This is a genomic window from Streptomyces sp. NPDC050619 (genome assembly GCF_040654815.1).
Taxonomy (GTDB): domain Bacteria; phylum Actinomycetota; class Actinomycetes; order Streptomycetales; family Streptomycetaceae; genus Streptomyces.
This window is the reverse complement of sequence record NZ_JBFAIR010000001.1, coordinates 509,702-525,186: the sequence shown is the minus strand read 5'-3', so window position 1 is coordinate 525,186 and position 15,485 is coordinate 509,702. Positions and strand designations below refer to the sequence as shown.

At 66.6% G+C, this 15,485-nt stretch carries 12 protein-coding genes; 8 read left to right on the top strand and 4 right to left on the bottom strand.

All coding sequences use genetic code 11. The features are described 5' to 3' along the window. Positions 1–143 precede the first annotated feature (143 nt). From AB0I77_RS02295 to AB0I77_RS02285, 3 genes are all read right to left on the bottom strand, one after another. Complete coding sequence (locus AB0I77_RS02295; RefSeq protein WP_363280371.1) at positions 144–2,441, bottom strand: FtsX-like permease family protein; 2,298 nt, start codon at positions 2,439–2,441, stop codon at positions 144–146. Continuing rightward, positions 2,438–3,076, bottom strand: a complete 639-nt coding sequence (locus AB0I77_RS02290) for an ABC transporter ATP-binding protein (protein ID WP_363280561.1) — start codon at positions 3,074–3,076, stop codon at positions 2,438–2,440. The genes AB0I77_RS02295 and AB0I77_RS02290 overlap by 4 nt, the downstream gene beginning before the upstream one ends. A 116-nt stretch (positions 3,077–3,192) precedes the next feature. Beyond that, positions 3,193–3,612: a hypothetical protein gene (locus AB0I77_RS02285; RefSeq protein ID WP_363280370.1), complete on the bottom strand. Its 420-nt coding sequence runs from the start codon at positions 3,610–3,612 to the stop codon at positions 3,193–3,195. Between the two features lie 920 nt (positions 3,613–4,532). On the opposite strand from AB0I77_RS02285, the gene cas3 reads away from it, so the two are divergent. Genes cas3 through cas2e form a run of 8 tightly spaced genes read left to right on the top strand, consistent with a single transcriptional unit; the run spans position 4,533 to position 13,802 of the window. Beyond that, positions 4,533–7,433: a CRISPR-associated helicase Cas3' gene (gene cas3, locus AB0I77_RS02280; RefSeq protein WP_363280369.1), complete on the top strand. Its 2,901-nt coding sequence runs from the start codon at positions 4,533–4,535 to the stop codon at positions 7,431–7,433. Then, on the top strand, positions 7,426–9,114 hold the full coding sequence (gene casA, locus AB0I77_RS02275) for a type I-E CRISPR-associated protein Cse1/CasA (protein ID WP_363280368.1): 1,689 nt from the start codon (positions 7,426–7,428) through the stop codon (positions 9,112–9,114). Before cas3 ends, casA begins: the two co-directional genes overlap by 8 nt. Then, complete coding sequence (casB, locus tag AB0I77_RS02270; protein ID WP_363280367.1) at positions 9,111–9,794, top strand: type I-E CRISPR-associated protein Cse2/CasB; 684 nt, start codon at positions 9,111–9,113, stop codon at positions 9,792–9,794. The genes casA and casB overlap by 4 nt, the downstream gene beginning before the upstream one ends. Next, entirely contained in the window at positions 9,791–10,987 is a 1,197-nt protein-coding gene (gene cas7e / locus AB0I77_RS02265) for a type I-E CRISPR-associated protein Cas7/Cse4/CasC (protein ID WP_363280366.1), read from the top strand. The genes casB and cas7e overlap by 4 nt, the downstream gene beginning before the upstream one ends. Beyond that, positions 10,984–11,712: a type I-E CRISPR-associated protein Cas5/CasD gene (gene cas5e / locus AB0I77_RS02260; protein WP_363280365.1), complete on the top strand. Its 729-nt coding sequence runs from the start codon at positions 10,984–10,986 to the stop codon at positions 11,710–11,712. The genes cas7e and cas5e overlap by 4 nt, the downstream gene beginning before the upstream one ends. Further along, complete coding sequence (cas6e, locus tag AB0I77_RS02255) at positions 11,712–12,494, top strand: type I-E CRISPR-associated protein Cas6/Cse3/CasE (protein ID WP_363280364.1); 783 nt, start codon at positions 11,712–11,714, stop codon at positions 12,492–12,494. Before cas5e ends, cas6e begins: the two co-directional genes overlap by 1 nt. 4 nt (positions 12,495–12,498) lie before the next feature. Further along, a complete protein-coding gene (gene cas1e / locus AB0I77_RS02250) occupies positions 12,499–13,455 on the top strand; it encodes a type I-E CRISPR-associated endonuclease Cas1e (protein ID WP_363280363.1) in 957 nt (318 codons plus the stop codon). Next, the gene (gene cas2e / locus AB0I77_RS02245) at positions 13,452–13,802 is read left to right on the top strand and encodes a type I-E CRISPR-associated endoribonuclease Cas2e (RefSeq protein WP_363280362.1); all 351 of its coding nucleotides are present in this window, start codon (positions 13,452–13,454) and stop codon (positions 13,800–13,802) included. The genes cas1e and cas2e overlap by 4 nt, the downstream gene beginning before the upstream one ends. A 1,227-nt stretch (positions 13,803–15,029) precedes the next feature. On the opposite strand, the gene AB0I77_RS02240 is transcribed toward cas2e, so the two are convergent. Further along, on the bottom strand, positions 15,030–15,467 hold the full coding sequence (locus AB0I77_RS02240) for an NUDIX hydrolase (RefSeq protein ID WP_363280361.1): 438 nt from the start codon (positions 15,465–15,467) through the stop codon (positions 15,030–15,032). Between the last annotated feature and the right edge of the window lie 18 nt (positions 15,468–15,485).

Here is a 15,485-nt window from a genome sequence, read left to right as displayed (position 1 = left end):
CTTTTCGGCCGCGCAGCCCTTGATGTGCCCAGCGTGGATCATCGGGACGGGCACGGACACTCCTTTCGAACACCATCGAAAGGAGTGCGGAAACACCCCGAGATGCCACTCCCGTACCGCAGTCGCTACCCGCCCTCCGCACATCAGTCCCGCCGAATCAACTCCGGATCGATCCGCCGCCCGACCAACGGCAACGCACCGAGCGCGGCGACGACCACGACACCGAGGGCGGCCCCCAGAAGCAGTGGCACCCCGGCCCCGTCCCAGAAAATCGCCCCACCGCCGGTCACCAGATAACTGGACTCGGCCAGCTTCCCGGTAACCACGGCAAGCACGAGCCCCACAGCCAACGGCAACACAACCTGCGCCACTTGCACGGCCCGCAGGGTACGCGGCCTGGCCCCCAGCAGAGCCAACGCCGTGACCTGCGGCCGCCGTTCGACGGCTCGGTCGGTGGCGGCCACGAGGTAGGCGGCTACGCCGATGATGAGGCCTAGGACCATGCCTACGGCCAGGAGGGTTTTCACGACGGTGATCTGCTGGAGTGACGTGACGACGATGCCAGGCGTACGGACCTCGATGGTGGGGTCGACCGCAGCGATGCTGTCGAGAACGGCGCGGACAGTTTCGGGGGCTGAACTACTGAGCAGGACGAGGGTGGCCTTTTCGGGGCGGAAGCCGGATGGGAGGGCAGAGGGCGGGAGCAGGACATCCCCCGTGCCGAAAGCCAACAGCCCGGCATGGTCGCGGTATGGGAGCGTTTGTCGCGGCACCTTCACCTGCATGACACGACGTTGCTTCTCCTGCCGCAAGTGGAAGGGGAAGACCATCCCCGGCTTGCCCTCCTCGTCGTGGACCTGATTCGGGTCCCACAGCCGCGCCGGACGTCCGTCCACACAACTGCCCACCTTCGGCACCATCGCGCGCAGTTGATCACACGTGGCGATCACGGCACTGATCACCGGAGACGGCCGAGCGAAATCGAAGTCCGTCCATGAGTCCATGACGACGGCATGTCCTTGAAGCCCCTTCACCTTCTCCCATGCCTGCCGCTTCTCATCGGTGACTCCGTCGAGCGGGATTTTGTACATCTGCACTGGCGACGTGTGCTTGGTCACCTGGTCCAGCTCGATGAGGACGCCTTGTACGAGCGATGCGGAGAAGACCAGCAACACCAGGCCGGTCGCCACCCGCAACGCTCCCCCTGGCTCGACCTCGTTGCGCCTCATGGCGAGTCCGAAGGAGATCGAGCGGGTCGAGCCGGCCAGCCTCCGGGCGAGGGTCCGAGTGAGGATCGGCAGGGTCAGCACGAGGCCGGCTCCGACCAGGACGACGGCGAGCGGCATCAGGATCGAGGAGAGTCCGGTGTCTCTCGGTGGGCGCCCCAGCGCACCGGCCACGCAGTACGCGGCCACGATGCCCAGTCCCGGAACGAGCGGCAGCAGCCCCCACTTGCCGGGCGGTTTCTCCACAGCGCTGCGCCGTACGGCCAGCGGATTCGCCGCCGCCTTTCTGGCGCTGGTCCGTCCGACAAACCACGCGAGGGCCGTGCAGCCCACCACACATACGAGGACGGTGGACACGGACAAGGCACCATCGGACGGGTACCACTTGAAGCCGGGCAGCCCAGTCCGCGAAACGCACTGGTTGACGACCCAGTAAGCACCCAGGCCAAGGACCGCGCCCAGCAAAGCGGCGACGACGGTCTCGGCGGCGTTGACACGCTGGGTGCCCCTCGTACTCAGCCCCAGCAGGCGCAGAGCAGCGAGTCTCCGGGCGCGGGCAGCGGCAGAGAGCCGTGCACACACAGACAGGAACACCGCCAGCGGTAGCAGCACGACTCCGACGAGGGTGAAGCGCACGATGTCCAGCGCCGATGACTCCACCGTGGGAGAGGGCGGGTACTCCTTGCCGAATGTCGTCACACGGTAGGCCTCTTCGAGGTCATCGCGGGCGACTCCGACGTATGCGTACAGTTCGTCGGGATGAGCCAGGCCAGGGGCCGCGATAAGCCCTCTGTCCTTACCCGGCACGAGTTGAGCCAGTCCGGGCTCCTGATGAAGTGTCTCCCTCAATCGAGGAGAGACGAACACATCGCCCGGTGCGGGGAGTTCACTCAGACCGGGTGGCGGTTCGATGGGATTGCCTCCTCGGGCCACGAAGACTCGAGTGAGGGGTTCCGAACCGTAGGGGTCCGTTCTGGTGAGTTCGAAGGAGTCGCCGGCGGTGGCGATGCAGTAGCCCTCATAGTCCTTCCTGTCGCAGTCCGGATAACGCGCCGCCTTGCGCCCGTCCTGTGCGGCAAGGATGTCGGGGATCGCCAGCACTGCCGCAAGGCAGCACACCCCGATCGCGCTACCCGTCACCATGAGCAGAAAGCGCACGCGATTGCCCCGGCCGCTGCCCAACAGGAGTCTCAGACCCAGCAGGAACTCCCTCACGAAGCCTCCTCCCTCGTCTGGGCCGTGAGGACGCCGTCGCGCATGGTGTAGCGGCTGTCCGCACGGGATGCCACCTGGTCGTCGTGTGTCACCAGTACCACTGCCGTCCCTTGGGAGCGGGCGAGGGTGAGGAACTCCTTCAGCACGGCCGCGGCGTTGGCGCTGTCGAGCGAACCGGTGGGCTCATCGGCGAAGACCACGGCGGGCTTGTGCACCAACGCCCGAGCGACCGCGATGCGTTGGCTCTGCCCTCCCGACACCTGCGAAGGCCGCCGCTCGCGCAGATCGGCTAGGCCCAGCCGCCCAAGGACCTCTCCGGCCGCGGCCAGCGCCGGCGCCTTGCGCTGCCCGGCAAGCCGCAGCGGCAGGGCCGTGTTCTCCTCGACGGTCAACTCCGGGAGCAGTTCCCCGTATTGGAAAACGAACCCGAAGCGCTCGCGCCGCAGCGCACTGAGTTCCTCATCATCGAGCTCCGCCAGCGAACGACCCTCGAAACGGACTTCACCACCGGCCACGGGCAGCACTCCGGCCAGGCAGTACAACAACGACGACTTGCCGGAACCGCTCTGGCCGGTGATCGCGGCGACCTCTCCCCTGCCCAAGGAGATCTCCGCGTTCCTGACAGCGGGAGTCAGACCGTAGAGAAGGTCGACTCCCTTGGCGGACAAGACTTCTGACGTGTTGATCTCATTCCCCTAAGAAAGAGCGCGAGCCCAGGCGAAAGCGCCTGGGCTCTGAACGTCCAGCAGGCTCAGTCGACGTGGTGCGAGAACTTCTCGGTCTTCGAGCAGTTGTCCGGGCGCAAACTCCCCCGGTCACGGCACGCGCGGATCTTCGCGTCGTCCGTATACCGCTGAGCGCCGTCCCAGGTGGAGTGATGCATCCACACCGAGCTGCGCTGCTTGCCGTTGTACCGCACCCACCCGTGCCCCTCGACGCGGACCTGCATGTACACGTTGTGGCCGTCGTCGGGGGACGTGTCATGGAGCCGCCCCCGCCACTCGAAGGCGCCATGGTTGGTGCCGGCTGGGTTGAACTTGAACTTCCCGTCCGTGAATTCGACGCCTCCCGAGGAAAGCTGCGGGATGCTTCCCGACTGCGCTGCCAGCGCCGTTCCCGCCCCCGCGAGGATCAGCCCAGCTGCCACTGCCCCGATCAATGCCCTGCTCACACACACCTCCGTTACCAAAAGCGACATGTTCGTCGCCCTAAGTAACGGACTGTAGCGGGGCGGGAATCAACAGAAACGATCTATCGTCCCATCACCACCACATCAGGTGATCCAGAAGCAAAGACGCACGTCTCGGCAGAAAGTTGGAGATGCGCTCCTTCGCCACCGAGATCCGAGTTCAGCAGGAGCGCATACAGCCCCGTTCAGTAAGGCCCGCATGCCCACCGGTGATCGCTCGCTCCCCGCCGCGGCGAAGCCGCTCTGCCCCACCTCCCGCATGTCGCCATGGGGCCCTGCCGCCAGGGCAGAGCGGTCGTTCAGACGCCGGGCATGTTGAAGGGATGGCAAGAGCAGCCGTAGCTGGCTGGAGCAGGATGCCCCTGGTTCCAAGGAGCGGGCTGCCCTTGGTCTGGCGGCAGTCGCCATGCAGCGCCGCCTGCATTCCGGGCGCTACGCAAGCATGCATTCCGCCGACAACGGCGAGGTCTCCGTGGCGGGCGCGGTCATTCTCCGTCCTCGTCAGTCAGGATGTGACCGAGGATCACGAGATCCAGCACGTCGGCGGCCCGGCACAGGTGGCCCGCCCGGCCATCGGCAGCGACCAGGCGAGGCGAGCGGCGCGCTCATCTGCCTGGGTGCGCCCCACACCCAGAGACGTCCGTGTGACCATCACGGCGTGCGCGGGGAGCAGACTGCGTGACCTGCGGCTCCATGGCTGGCGTGCTTGGTTTTCATAGAGTTTCACCGAAACCGTCGATCCCGACATACCGGGGCGCTCCAGAAATCATGAGGTTGGTCGACGGTGGATTCTACGGCCTGCCTACCCCTGCCGAGGGTTCCAGACTTGAAGTACGCCAGAAATATGGATGATTTCCTGCAGATGCCTACGCAGCCTGGCAATTACCTGTATTCATCGAGCCATGAAAGATGACGGGGAGCGCCACTCAGGGCTAGGTGGCCGCCTGGCGGGTCCAGTGCGGACCGTGTGGGCCAAGCATGACCGTGATACTGACGGCTGGCTGCCTTTGTGGCGGCATATGGACGACAGTGCTGCCGTGGCGGGACTGCTGTGGGACAACTGGGTGCCGAGCAGTCTTCGCGGCTTAATCGCCGAGTCGTTACCCGGCGGCGAGGCGGATGCCCGATGCCTCGTGGTTTGGCTCGCTGCGGTCCACGACATCGGAAAGGCGACGCCTGCCTTTGCCTGTCAGGTCGATCAACTTGCCGACCGGATGCGGGCGGAGGGCCTGGAGATGCGGACGGCGCGCGCATTCGGCCCGGATCGCAGGATGGCTCCCCACGGCTTGGCCGGGCACTTGCTGCTCAGCGAGTGGCTCGCATCGCACGGCTGGACGGGGCGGCAGTCCGGGCAGTTCACGATCGTGGTGGGAGGCCACCATGGAGTGCCGCCGGACCACGGTCAGATCAAGGCGCTGGACGATCGACCGTATCTGCTGCGCACACCAGGGCCGAGCCGCCCACTGTGGCAGCGGGTGCAGGACGAGCTACTCGATGCTTGCGCTGATGAGTACGGGGTGCGCGGGCGGCTGGCGGAGTGGCGAACGGCGAGATTGCCGCAGCCGGTGCAGGTGCTGCTCACCGCCCTGGTGATCATCGCCGATTGGGTTGCCAGCAACCCGGCGTTGTTTCCGTACTTTCCGGAGGAGTCGCCGCGCAGCGGTAAGGCGCGGGTGGCTGCGGCCTGGCGAGGATTGCGTCTTCCGCCGCCGTGGCGGCCTGACGTTCCAGGCGGCGGGGATGTGCAGGAGCTTTTTGCCTCCCGCTTCGAATTGCCTGAGGGAGCGAAGGTCCGCCCGGTGCAGGCGGCGGCGGTCCGGCTCGCGCGGGAGATGCCGGAACCGGGGCTGTTGATGGTCGAGGCGCCGATGGGTGAGGGGAAGACAGAGGCGGCTCTTGCTGTTGCCGAGATTTTCGCGGCGCGTGCGGGCGCTGGGGGCGTGTTCTTCGCGTTGCCGACCATGGCGACCGGCAACGCGATGTTCCCTCGCCTGCTGGATTGGCTTGAGCGGCTGCCTGCCGAGGGCGGCGCACGCGTCTCTGTGCTGCTGGCGCATTCCAAGGCTGCTTTGAATGAGGAGTACGCCGATCTCATGCGAGAAAGCCGCCAGTCCATCACGGCCGTTGATTCGGATGCTGTCTTCGAGGAATGGCGGCCCTCGCATCCGACCCGGGCTGCTGCGGCGGAACTTGTGGCGCATGAATGGCTGCGGGGCCGTAAGAAGGGCATGTTGTCGTCGTTCGTGGCGGGAACTGTGGACCAGTTGCTGTTCGCGGGGCTCAAATCCCGGCACTTGGCGCTGCGTCACCTCGCGGTCGCCGGCAAGGTCATCGTGATCGATGAGGCGCACGCCTACGACACGTATATGAGCGCGTATCTGGACCGGGTGCTGTCGTGGCTGGGTGAGTACCGGGTGCCGGTGGTGGTGCTCTCCGCGACACTGCCCGCGGCGAGGCGTCGACAACTCGCCGAGGCCTACGCGGGGGTCGGCGAAGAGTCCGCGGCTTTCGACGTGCTGGGCCAGACAAGCGCATATCCGCTGCTGACGGCTGTGGCGCCCGGGCGCGAGCCAGTCGTTGAGCAGCCTGGAGCTTCTGCGCGCGGTGGGGCAATCCAGGTTGAGCGGCTCGACGACGACTTGGACGTGCTGGCCGATCGACTCGCCACGGAGCTCGACGGCGGTGGCTGTGCGCTCGTGGTCCGCAACACGGTCAAACGGGTCTTGGATGCGGCCCGCGTCTTACGAGAGCGGTTCGGCGACGAGCACGTGACGGTCGCCCACTCATGTTTCATCGATGTCGACCGGGCCGCGAAGGACGCCGATCTCCTCAAGCGTTTCGGACCGCCCGGGAAGGCCACCGGGCGGCCAGGGACGCACATTGTGGTGGCCAGTCAGGTCGCGGAGCAGTCCCTCGACGTCGACTTCGATCTGCTCATCACGGATCTGTGCCCCATCGACCTTCTGCTCCAGCGTGTGGGGCGTCTGCATCGGCATCAGCGCGGTGAGGCTCAGGACGCTCGTCCCGAGCGGCTTCGCACGGCGCGCTGTCTGGTGACCGGCGTCGATTGGGACGCAGGTGTGCCCTCCCCGGTGCGCGGATCAGTCGCGGTCTACGGGGCTCACATGCTGCTGCGGTCTGCCGCCGTCCTGCTGCCGCACCTGGACACGGAAGACCAGCCCATCCGGCTTCCGCAGGACATCAGCCCTCTGGTGCAAGAGGCGTATGCGGACGCGGCAGCGGGTCCCGCAGAGTGGGCTGATGCCATGGCGAAGGCGCGCGATGCCTACTCAGAGCACCGCGCTGACCAGGCAAGCAGGGCCGACACGTTCCTCCTTGCCCCGGCAAGTCGGCCCGGGCGCCCGCTGATCGGCTGGGTCGCGGCGGGCGCCGGTGACGCGGACGACAGCAGGGCCGGGCGCGCCCAGGTGCGCGACAGCAGAGAGAGCCTGGAGGTCATCGTCGTCCAGCGCCTGGACGACGGATCCCTCGCCACGGTGCCCTGGCTCGCCGACGGCAAGGCAGGACTGGAGTTGCCCCAGGACCGGGTGCCCTCGCCGAAAGCGGCCCGCGCGGCGGCCACTTGCGGTCTGCGACTGCCGATCCAGTTCTCCTACGCCGACGTGATGGACAAGGCGATCGCGGCGCTCGAAGAGCTCTACGTCCCCGCGTGGCAGGTGAAGGAGAGCCACTGGCTCGCCGGCCAGCTGATTCTCGCGCTCGACGCCGATTGTCAGACCCACCTGGCAGGGTTTCAGCTCCACTACAGCGAACGCGACGGTCTTGAGGTGACCCGTGCCTGAACCAAGCGACGACGCCGGCGCCTTGGCGTTCGATCTCACCAGCCAGCCATGGATTCCGGTCCTGCGCCTTGACGGCAGCCCGGACGAACTGTCGCTGCGCGCGGTGTTCGAGCAAGCTCATGAATTACGCCGTCTCGTCGGAGACTTGCCCACCCAGGAGTTCGCACTGCTGAGGCTGCTTCTGGCCGTGGCGCACGACGCCTTCGACGGGCCCCGGGATACCGAGCACTGGGCCGACCTGTGGGCCGATGACGAATGCTTCACGCGCGTCGGCCCGTACCTCGACGAGCATCGGGCACGGTTCGACCTGCTCCACCCAAACGCCCCGTTCTACCAGGTGGCACAGCTGCGTACGGCGAAGGACGAAGTCTTCTCCCTCAACAGGATCGTCGCCGACGTCCCCAACGGTGATCCCTTCTTCAGCTCCCGCCTGCCGAGCGTGGAACGGCTCGATTTCGCCGAGGCCGCCCGCTGGGTCGTTCACGCTCACGCCTACGACACCTCCGGTATCAAGAGCGGCGCTGTGGGCGACGACCGCGCCAAGGGCGGCAAGGTCTATCCCCTCGGGGTCGGCTGGGCCGGAGCGCTCGGCGGAGTCTTCGCCGAAGGCGACAACCTCCGCGAGACCCTGCTGCTGAATCTGGTGGCCGCCGACACCGACGGTCTACGGTTCGGCGGAGACGACCGGCCGGCTTGGCGGCGCGAACCCTGCGGGTCCGGCGTGCAGGCCAAAGGACGGCGTCCGTCAGGCGTGCGGGATCTGTATACGTGGCAGACACGCCGCGTGCGGCTGCACTTCGACGCCGAAGGCGTCCACGGGGTCGTTCTCGGTTACGGCGATCCACTCGCCGCGCACAACATGCACACCGATGAGCCGATGACGGCCTGGCGGCGCAGCCCGGCGCAGGAGAAGAAGCAGGGCAAGCCGCTGATTTACCTGCCCCGTGAGCATGACCCGACGCGAGCGGCATGGCGAGGCCTGGCCTCGCTGATTGCCGACCGTGCCCAGGCCGGTCAAGGTGCGGAAGCTGCCCCGTTCCTGCGGCCGGGCATCCTTGAGTGGATCGCCCGCCTGGTGACAGAAGGAGAGCTGCCCCGCGGCTTCCTCATCCGGGCCCGCGTGGTCGGCCCGGTCTACGGCACTCAGCAATCCGTGATCGACGAGATCGTCGATGACCACGTGGCCATGGCCGTCGTGCTCCTGCACCAGCGGGACCGGGAACATGCGCAACAGGCCATCGATGCGGTCGCCGAAGCAGAAACTGCGGTCACCGCTCTTGGCGACCTCGCCACCGACCTTGCCCGCGCGGCCGGCCGCGACTCCGAAGGCCCACGCGCCACGGCCCGCGAGATCGGCTTCGCAGCCCTCGACGGCCCCTACCGCACCTGGCTGACGAGCCTGGCCAAGGCGCAGGATCCCTACACGCAGCGCGCCAACTGGCAGCGTGACGTGTACCGATGCCTCGTCAAGCACGGCGAGCAGCTGCTGGCCGTTGCCGGGGACACCGCGTGGCAAGGCCGGACGGTCCCCACGAAGACGGGCTCCCTCTGGCTCAACTCCGCGCTCGCCGAAAAGTGGTTCCGCTCCCGTCTCAGCAAGGCGCTGAGCCATCCATTTGCCCCTGACCAACCGCCAGGCGCCGAAAAAGCGTCCGAGTCCTCACCGAGGGTGCCCGCATGACCACCTCCACCGTCCCCACAGCCAGGGCACAAGCCGCAGCGGTCACCGGCACTCTGATCACGCGGCTGCAGACGGACTACCTCAACGACCGGCCCCAGGCCGTGGCCGCGCTGGCCAGGTTGCGACGCGGAGCGGGCAAGGAATTCGCCCAAGTCCCCGATCTTTGGGGGCTCATTGATACCGGACCGCTGCACCGCACCGCAGAGGACGGTGGTCGGCCATTGAACGACCAGGAACTGACTCGGGCCGAGAACGCGGTACACGTTGCGATCACTCTCTGGGCACTCCACCAGCAGTCCCGGCCCAAAGGCATGCACCAACCCAATCATCGCGAGAAACCTCGAGGGCTCGGCACCGCCGTACGCCGGCTGATGCCGCCGGGCGACATCACCGAACCCGTACTCAAACGACTCATTCGCGCGGGCAACGCCCCAGACCTGACGACGCTCTCGCAGCGATTGCGGGACATCGTTCTGCTCCTGCGCGGCGAGGACATCGATCTCGACTACGCACTCCTGGCCGAGCAGCTCTGTCACTGGCAGGAGCCCGGCGGCCGGGATGCAGTCCGCCGGGCATGGGGACGGTCCTTCCACGCCTATCGAGCCCCGAACGAAGCCGACGCAAACGGACAGACCCCGCCTGATGCCGCGACCATCGACACCCTCAAGGACGCCTCGTGAACCGGATCTTTCTCGACGTGCACGCCCTGCAGACCGTGCCCCCCAGCAACCTCAACCGCGACGACACGGGAGCACCGAAGTCCGCCGTCTACGGAGGGGTGCCCCGGGCCCGCGTCTCCAGCCAGGCGTGGAAGCGCGCCACCCGCACCTACTTCGGGGACGAGCACCTCCTGGACCCGAGCGAACTCGGCGTGCGTACGAAGAAGGTCGCTGAAGTACTCGCCGAGCGCATCGTCAGCCTGGACTCCTCCCTCGAAGGCACTGCCCTGGCGCTTGCTGCCGAGGTGATCGAGGCCGCGACGGGTTCCAAGATCGAGGTGCCCAAGCGAAAGGCGGGAGCAGCCAAGGACGGCGAGGACGATCCGGCACCGCAATCCAAGTACCTGATGTTCCTCAGCGCCCGGCAACTCGACGGCCTCGCCGAACTCGCCGTCGACGGCGCAGGTGGCATCAAGGCTTACCTGAAGACCAAGGACAACAAGGCGCGGGCCAAAGCGATCGCCGACACCCGCCACTCCGTCGACATCGCTCTGTTCGGCCGCATGGTCGCGGACTCCGCCGACATCAACGTGGATGCCGCGGTCCAAGTCGCCCATGCCATCAGCGTTCACCGCGTGGAGAACGAATCCGACTACTACACGGCCGTCGATGACCAGAACACGGACGCCGAACCCGGAGCCGGAATGATCGGCGTCGTCGATTTCAATTCCGCCACCCTCTACCGGTATGCCGCTATCGCCGTCCACCAACTCGGCGAGAACCTAGGCCAGGGCCTGCGCGACGACGAGCCGATCACCGAGCCTGTTCGCCGCGCCGTGGAGGCATTCCTCCACGGCTTCGTGGCCTCCCTGCCCACAGGCAAGATCAACACATTCGGGCATCACACCCTCCCCGACGCGGTCATCGTCAAGCTGCGCACCACACGCCCCATCAGTTTTGTCGCGGCGTTCGAAGAGCCCGTGGTGAGTGAGTTGGGCGGCGGACACGTGAGGGAAGCCGCCGGGCGGCTGGCCGAGTACATCCCCGACATCGAGCGGGCCTACGGGGACGATGAGTCCACGCGCACCTGGGTATTGCGCGTCGGCCCAAGCACCGAAAAGCTCACCGGACTCGGCGAAGAGGCGGCCAACCTGACCGCACTGGTCTCCTCGGTGAGCGGTGCTGTCGCCGAGCGCATGGAGAAGCCCGCATGAGCGTGCTCACCCTCCGACTCGCCGGCCCACTGCAAGCCTGGGGGGCCTCCGCCCGCTTCACCCGCCGCACCACCGAGTCGGCACCGACGAAAAGCGGGGTCATCGGCATGCTCGCCGCCGCCCAGGGCATCCAGCGGGGCGACGACGCAGCCCTGGCCCGGTTGAGCGCCCTGCGCTTCGGCGTCCGCATCGACCAACCCGGCACCCGTCTACGTGACTTCCAGACCGCCCATCACGCGGACACCGACAAGTCGATGCCGCTCTCGGAACGCTTCTACCTCGCCGACGCCGTGTTCGTCACCGCCCTCGAAGGAGACGGCACGCTGCTGGACGAACTCCACGGCGCGCTGCGCGCTCCTGTCTACCTGCCCTACCTCGGCCGACGGTCCTGCCCGCCATCCCACCCCGTGGAACTCGCCCTCCATGACGACGGCGAACTCCACCAGGCCCTCAGCGACGAGCCCTGGCAAGCCGCCCGCTGGTACCGCAAGCAGTACAGGCAAGCCAGCGTCCCTCTGGTTGTCCTGCGAGAAGCCCGCCCTGACGAAGAGCATGCGGAAGTCCTGCGTGACCAGCCGCTGAGTTTCGCGGCAGAGCACCGACGTCACGCGCTGCGCAGTGTGGTGCGAACCACTGTCGACGTGCCCAATCCCCAAGCCGCCACCCCGACGAGGAGTGCGCCGTCGCACGACCCGTTCGCTGCTCTACAGGAGGAGAGCGCCTGATGCATCTCACCCGATTCCGCGTGAACACCGCACGCCCCGGCGCGCGCCGCCTGCTCTCCTCACCGCAGGCACTCCACGCAGCCGTCATGTCATCCTTCCCCGACCTGCTCCCCACGGCCCAAGGCGATACCGACGCCCCCAGAGTGCTGTGGCGCCTCGACCACAATGCGCGGGCAGAAGTCTTCCTCTACGTCGTCAGCCCGTCCCAACCCGACCTCACCCATCTCGTCGAACAGGCCGGATGGCCCGCAGCAGCCACCAACCCACAGACACCGGGCTGGCAGACCAGGCCCTATACGCAGTTCCTGGACCGCCTCGCCGAGGGCGACACCTGGGCATTCCGGCTCACCGCCAACCCGGTACACCAGATCCGCCGAAAGGACGGGGAGCCCACCAAGCGAACCGCCCACATCACCCCCGTCCACCAGAAGAACTGGCTCATTGAACGCCAAGAACGCGCCGGATTCTGCATCATCGAAAAGCCCCACGACAAGCGCCTGCTGCCAAGCGGTACGACCCTCAAGGGACATGAACACCACGGCGATCGTCACGAACTGACAGTCCGAGACCAGCGTCCCCTGACTTTCGCCAAGTCCGGCGGCCCGTCGTCGCAGGCCCAGCGCCACTCGGTCAGCCTGGTGACCGTCACGTACGACGGGCGTCTCCAAGTCACCGACCCCGAAGCCCTGCGCCGCACGCTCACCCAGGGGCTCGGCAAAGCCAAGGCGTACGGCTGCGGGTTGATGACCCTGGCCCCGGCAGCCCACGACGCGAGGAGATGAGCGGGTGACGACTGTCGGCAAGCGCCCCGCGCTCACACCACGCCACCTCACCCGCACCAGCGACCGGGTTTCCTTCATCTACCTGGAGCGTTGCACGATCCACCGGGACGCCAACGCCATCACAGCCGAAGACGCCGATGGCACCACGCACATCCCATCCGCCACCATCGGCACCCTCCTCCTCGGCCCCGGCACCCGCATCACCCACCAGGCCATGAGCGTCCTGGGCGAGACCGGTGCAGCCGTGGCCTGGGTGGGCGAGCACAGCGTGCGCTACTACGCGGCCGGGCGGGCCCTGACCCGCTCGTCCGCCCTAGCAGAAGCCCAAGCCGGCCAATGGGCCAACGTCCGCACCCGCCTTGCCGTCGCACGCGCCATGTACCGGCTGCGCTTCCCCGACGAGGACCCTGCCGGCCTCACCCGCCACGAACTCCTCGGCCGAGAAGGACGACGAGTCAAAGACTGCTACCGCGCCCAGGCGGCGCGCACCGGCATCCCCTGGCACGGCCGCAAATTCACCCCGGGCGACTTCACCAGCGGTGATCCCGTCAACCAGGCGGTCACGGCTGCCGCCCAGTGCATGTACGGCGTCGCCCACGCCGTAGTCACATCTCTCGGTTGCAGCCCCGCGCTCGGCTTCATCCACTCAGGCCATGAACTGTCCTTCGTCCTGGACATCGCCGACCTCTACAAGACCGAGATCGGCATCCCGTTGGCCTTCGACATCGCAGGAGAAGGAGAAGAAGACGTCGGCTCACGAACCCGACGCGCCCTGCGCGATCGCATCAACGAACTCTCCTTGCTGGACCGCTGCGTCGCCGACATCCAGCGGCTCCTTCAGCCAAAGGCAGGCAGACCTGACGAAGCAGGCAACGCATCAGACGTGGTCGCCCTGCAGAGCGACGGTGGCCGCACCGTGCCGTCCGGCCACAACTACGACGAAGAGTCGGTGAGCTGGTGACGGTCATCGTTCTCACCAACTGTCCGTCAGGCCTACGAGGCTTCCTGACCCGATGGCTTCTGGAGATCTCCGCAGGCGTCTTCATCGGCAACCCGTCGGCGAAAGTTCGCGATGTCCTGTGGGACGAAGTACAGCAGTACGCCGACCAAGGCCGGGCCCTGCTCGCCCACACGACGAACAATGAGCAGGGATACACATTCCGCACCTACGACCACGCCTGGCACCCCATCGACCACGAGGGCCTCACTCTGATCCGCCGCCCAAGCATCGGCACGTCTTCCCCAACTAGCACCCCTAGAGCTGGCTGGAGCAAGGCCTCCAAGCGGCGGCGATTCGGCAGGACTTGATCAATAGATATGTCGAACAAAGGCGTTTTGCGTGATTCGATGAAACTACTCAAAAACAGACGATGCCCAAGCTAAAAGAGCAGGTCAGCGAGTCTGCTCCCCGCACGCGCGGGGATGGTCCGTGGTGATGGCGCTGGACTGGTCGGGCGTCTGCTCCCCGCACGCGCGGGGATGGCCCCGTCGAGGATGCCGCGGAAGTGAGTCGGTACGGCTGCTCCCCGCACACGCGGGGATGGTCCCGAGCGGCTCGCCACACAGAAGCTGTTCGCGTCTACGGACGCCGACAACCGGCGCCGACACCGCCACCGCTCCCCGTGCACGCGGGGGTTGGCCCCAACGTGCCGTCAGTGCTCAAGTGACCCTCCCCCGTACTGACGGGCCCCTCAGCAGGTAGCACGCCTGTGATCGGACCCCTTCTTTCTGGAAACCGACAGCGGAGCAATTCAGCCCGCACCTGCTCAAGATTGGGCAGAGGAACGGCTACTTCGGCCGAATGGTCGCCAGTTCCGGTAGAGCAACGTGGAAGGCGCCGCGTAGTCAGTAACCTTCTGTCTTGCCTGACTGGCACGAAAATGGGGCCAGTTGGCGTTCAGATGCCCTTGACCGGACTTTCGATAGAGGACGCATGACAGCACAGTCAAATGCCGCAATGGACCGCATTTACGCTTCCCGCATTCCATGTACCACGTATGGATCTAACGCGGTAATCATCACGGCGTTAGTTACGGGAGGGGTCTTGCACGACGGGGGGACGTCAATGCATTCCGTCTTTTCCCTTCTGGGAGGGTGTGGCGGAATCGGTGTTTTACTGGGCCATGCCAGTGGAGGGCGGCGGCTTGGTCAACTCTTCTCCCGCCGTGTTCTTCATCCGCATTGCCAGAAGGCAATCGGTGTGTCTTCCTCGTGCAGCGTCGAAGGTCGCTGACTTTCTGGACCGCGAGCTGGATAGGCTGAGCTACCTTCAAGTTGCCTCGCCCACTTGTGTTTTGTTCCCCAGCACTGGGGATGGCCCTGTGGAGGGCGCAGCAAGTTATTGCTCCCCGCGCATGCGGGGATGGCCCCTGGGACGGCGCTCAGCGCTACACCGACGACGCCTGCTCCCCGCGCATGCGGGGATTGGCCCCGCCCATCCTGCCAGGTCGAAATTGACGGGCTGCTGCTCCCGCACGCGCGGGCGCAGCAGCGAACAAGAGCGGCATCACGCGCCACAGAGCGCGCGACGGTAATTCATCTCGCCCGATCAACCAAGAGCAAGGCAAGCGGACCAACCGCCAGCAAGAAGCTACCTTGAGCGGCCGCGTCGAGGGCTTTGTCCATAGGCCACCAGGACAGCTTGAAGTCCTCTTCGGTGGGCGTGAGTTGTTGTGGTCCCAGAGTGAGTTCACGAGCCTCGTAGAGGTGAACCCGGGCCGTCGATTCCAAGGTCATGGCATACGTGCCCAGCGCCCGCCACTGCTCGGCGACGATGCCCGCTTCCTCCCTCAACTCGCGCCGGGCGCATTCCTCCGGGCTCTCCCCCTCCTCTCGCCGTCCGCCGGGAAGGAAGAGGTACTGGCCGCCGTGGCGGGGGAATTCGGCGCTCAGCAGGGCTACCTGTCCTTGGTCGTCGCGGGCCACTACTACGGAGGCGTCACGGGTCGGGCCGCCGCTGGGAACGTCACTCATGGCGCGAGCGTAGCTGCG

Excerpts from the sequence above, each read along its gene's own strand:
- cas6e (WP_363280364.1), top strand. The coding sequence starts at position 11,712 with ATGCATCTCACCCGATTCCGCGTGAACACCGCACGCCCCGGCGCGCGC.
- casB (WP_363280367.1), top strand. The coding sequence starts at position 9,111 with ATGACCACCTCCACCGTCCCCACAGCCAGGGCACAAGCCGCAGCGGTC.
- cas3 (WP_363280369.1), top strand. The coding sequence starts at position 4,533 with ATGAAAGATGACGGGGAGCGCCACTCAGGGCTAGGTGGCCGCCTGGCG.
- cas5e (WP_363280365.1), top strand. The coding sequence starts at position 10,984 with ATGAGCGTGCTCACCCTCCGACTCGCCGGCCCACTGCAAGCCTGGGGG.
- AB0I77_RS02240 (WP_363280361.1), bottom strand. The coding sequence starts at position 15,467 with ATGAGTGACGTTCCCAGCGGCGGCCCGACCCGTGACGCCTCCGTAGTA.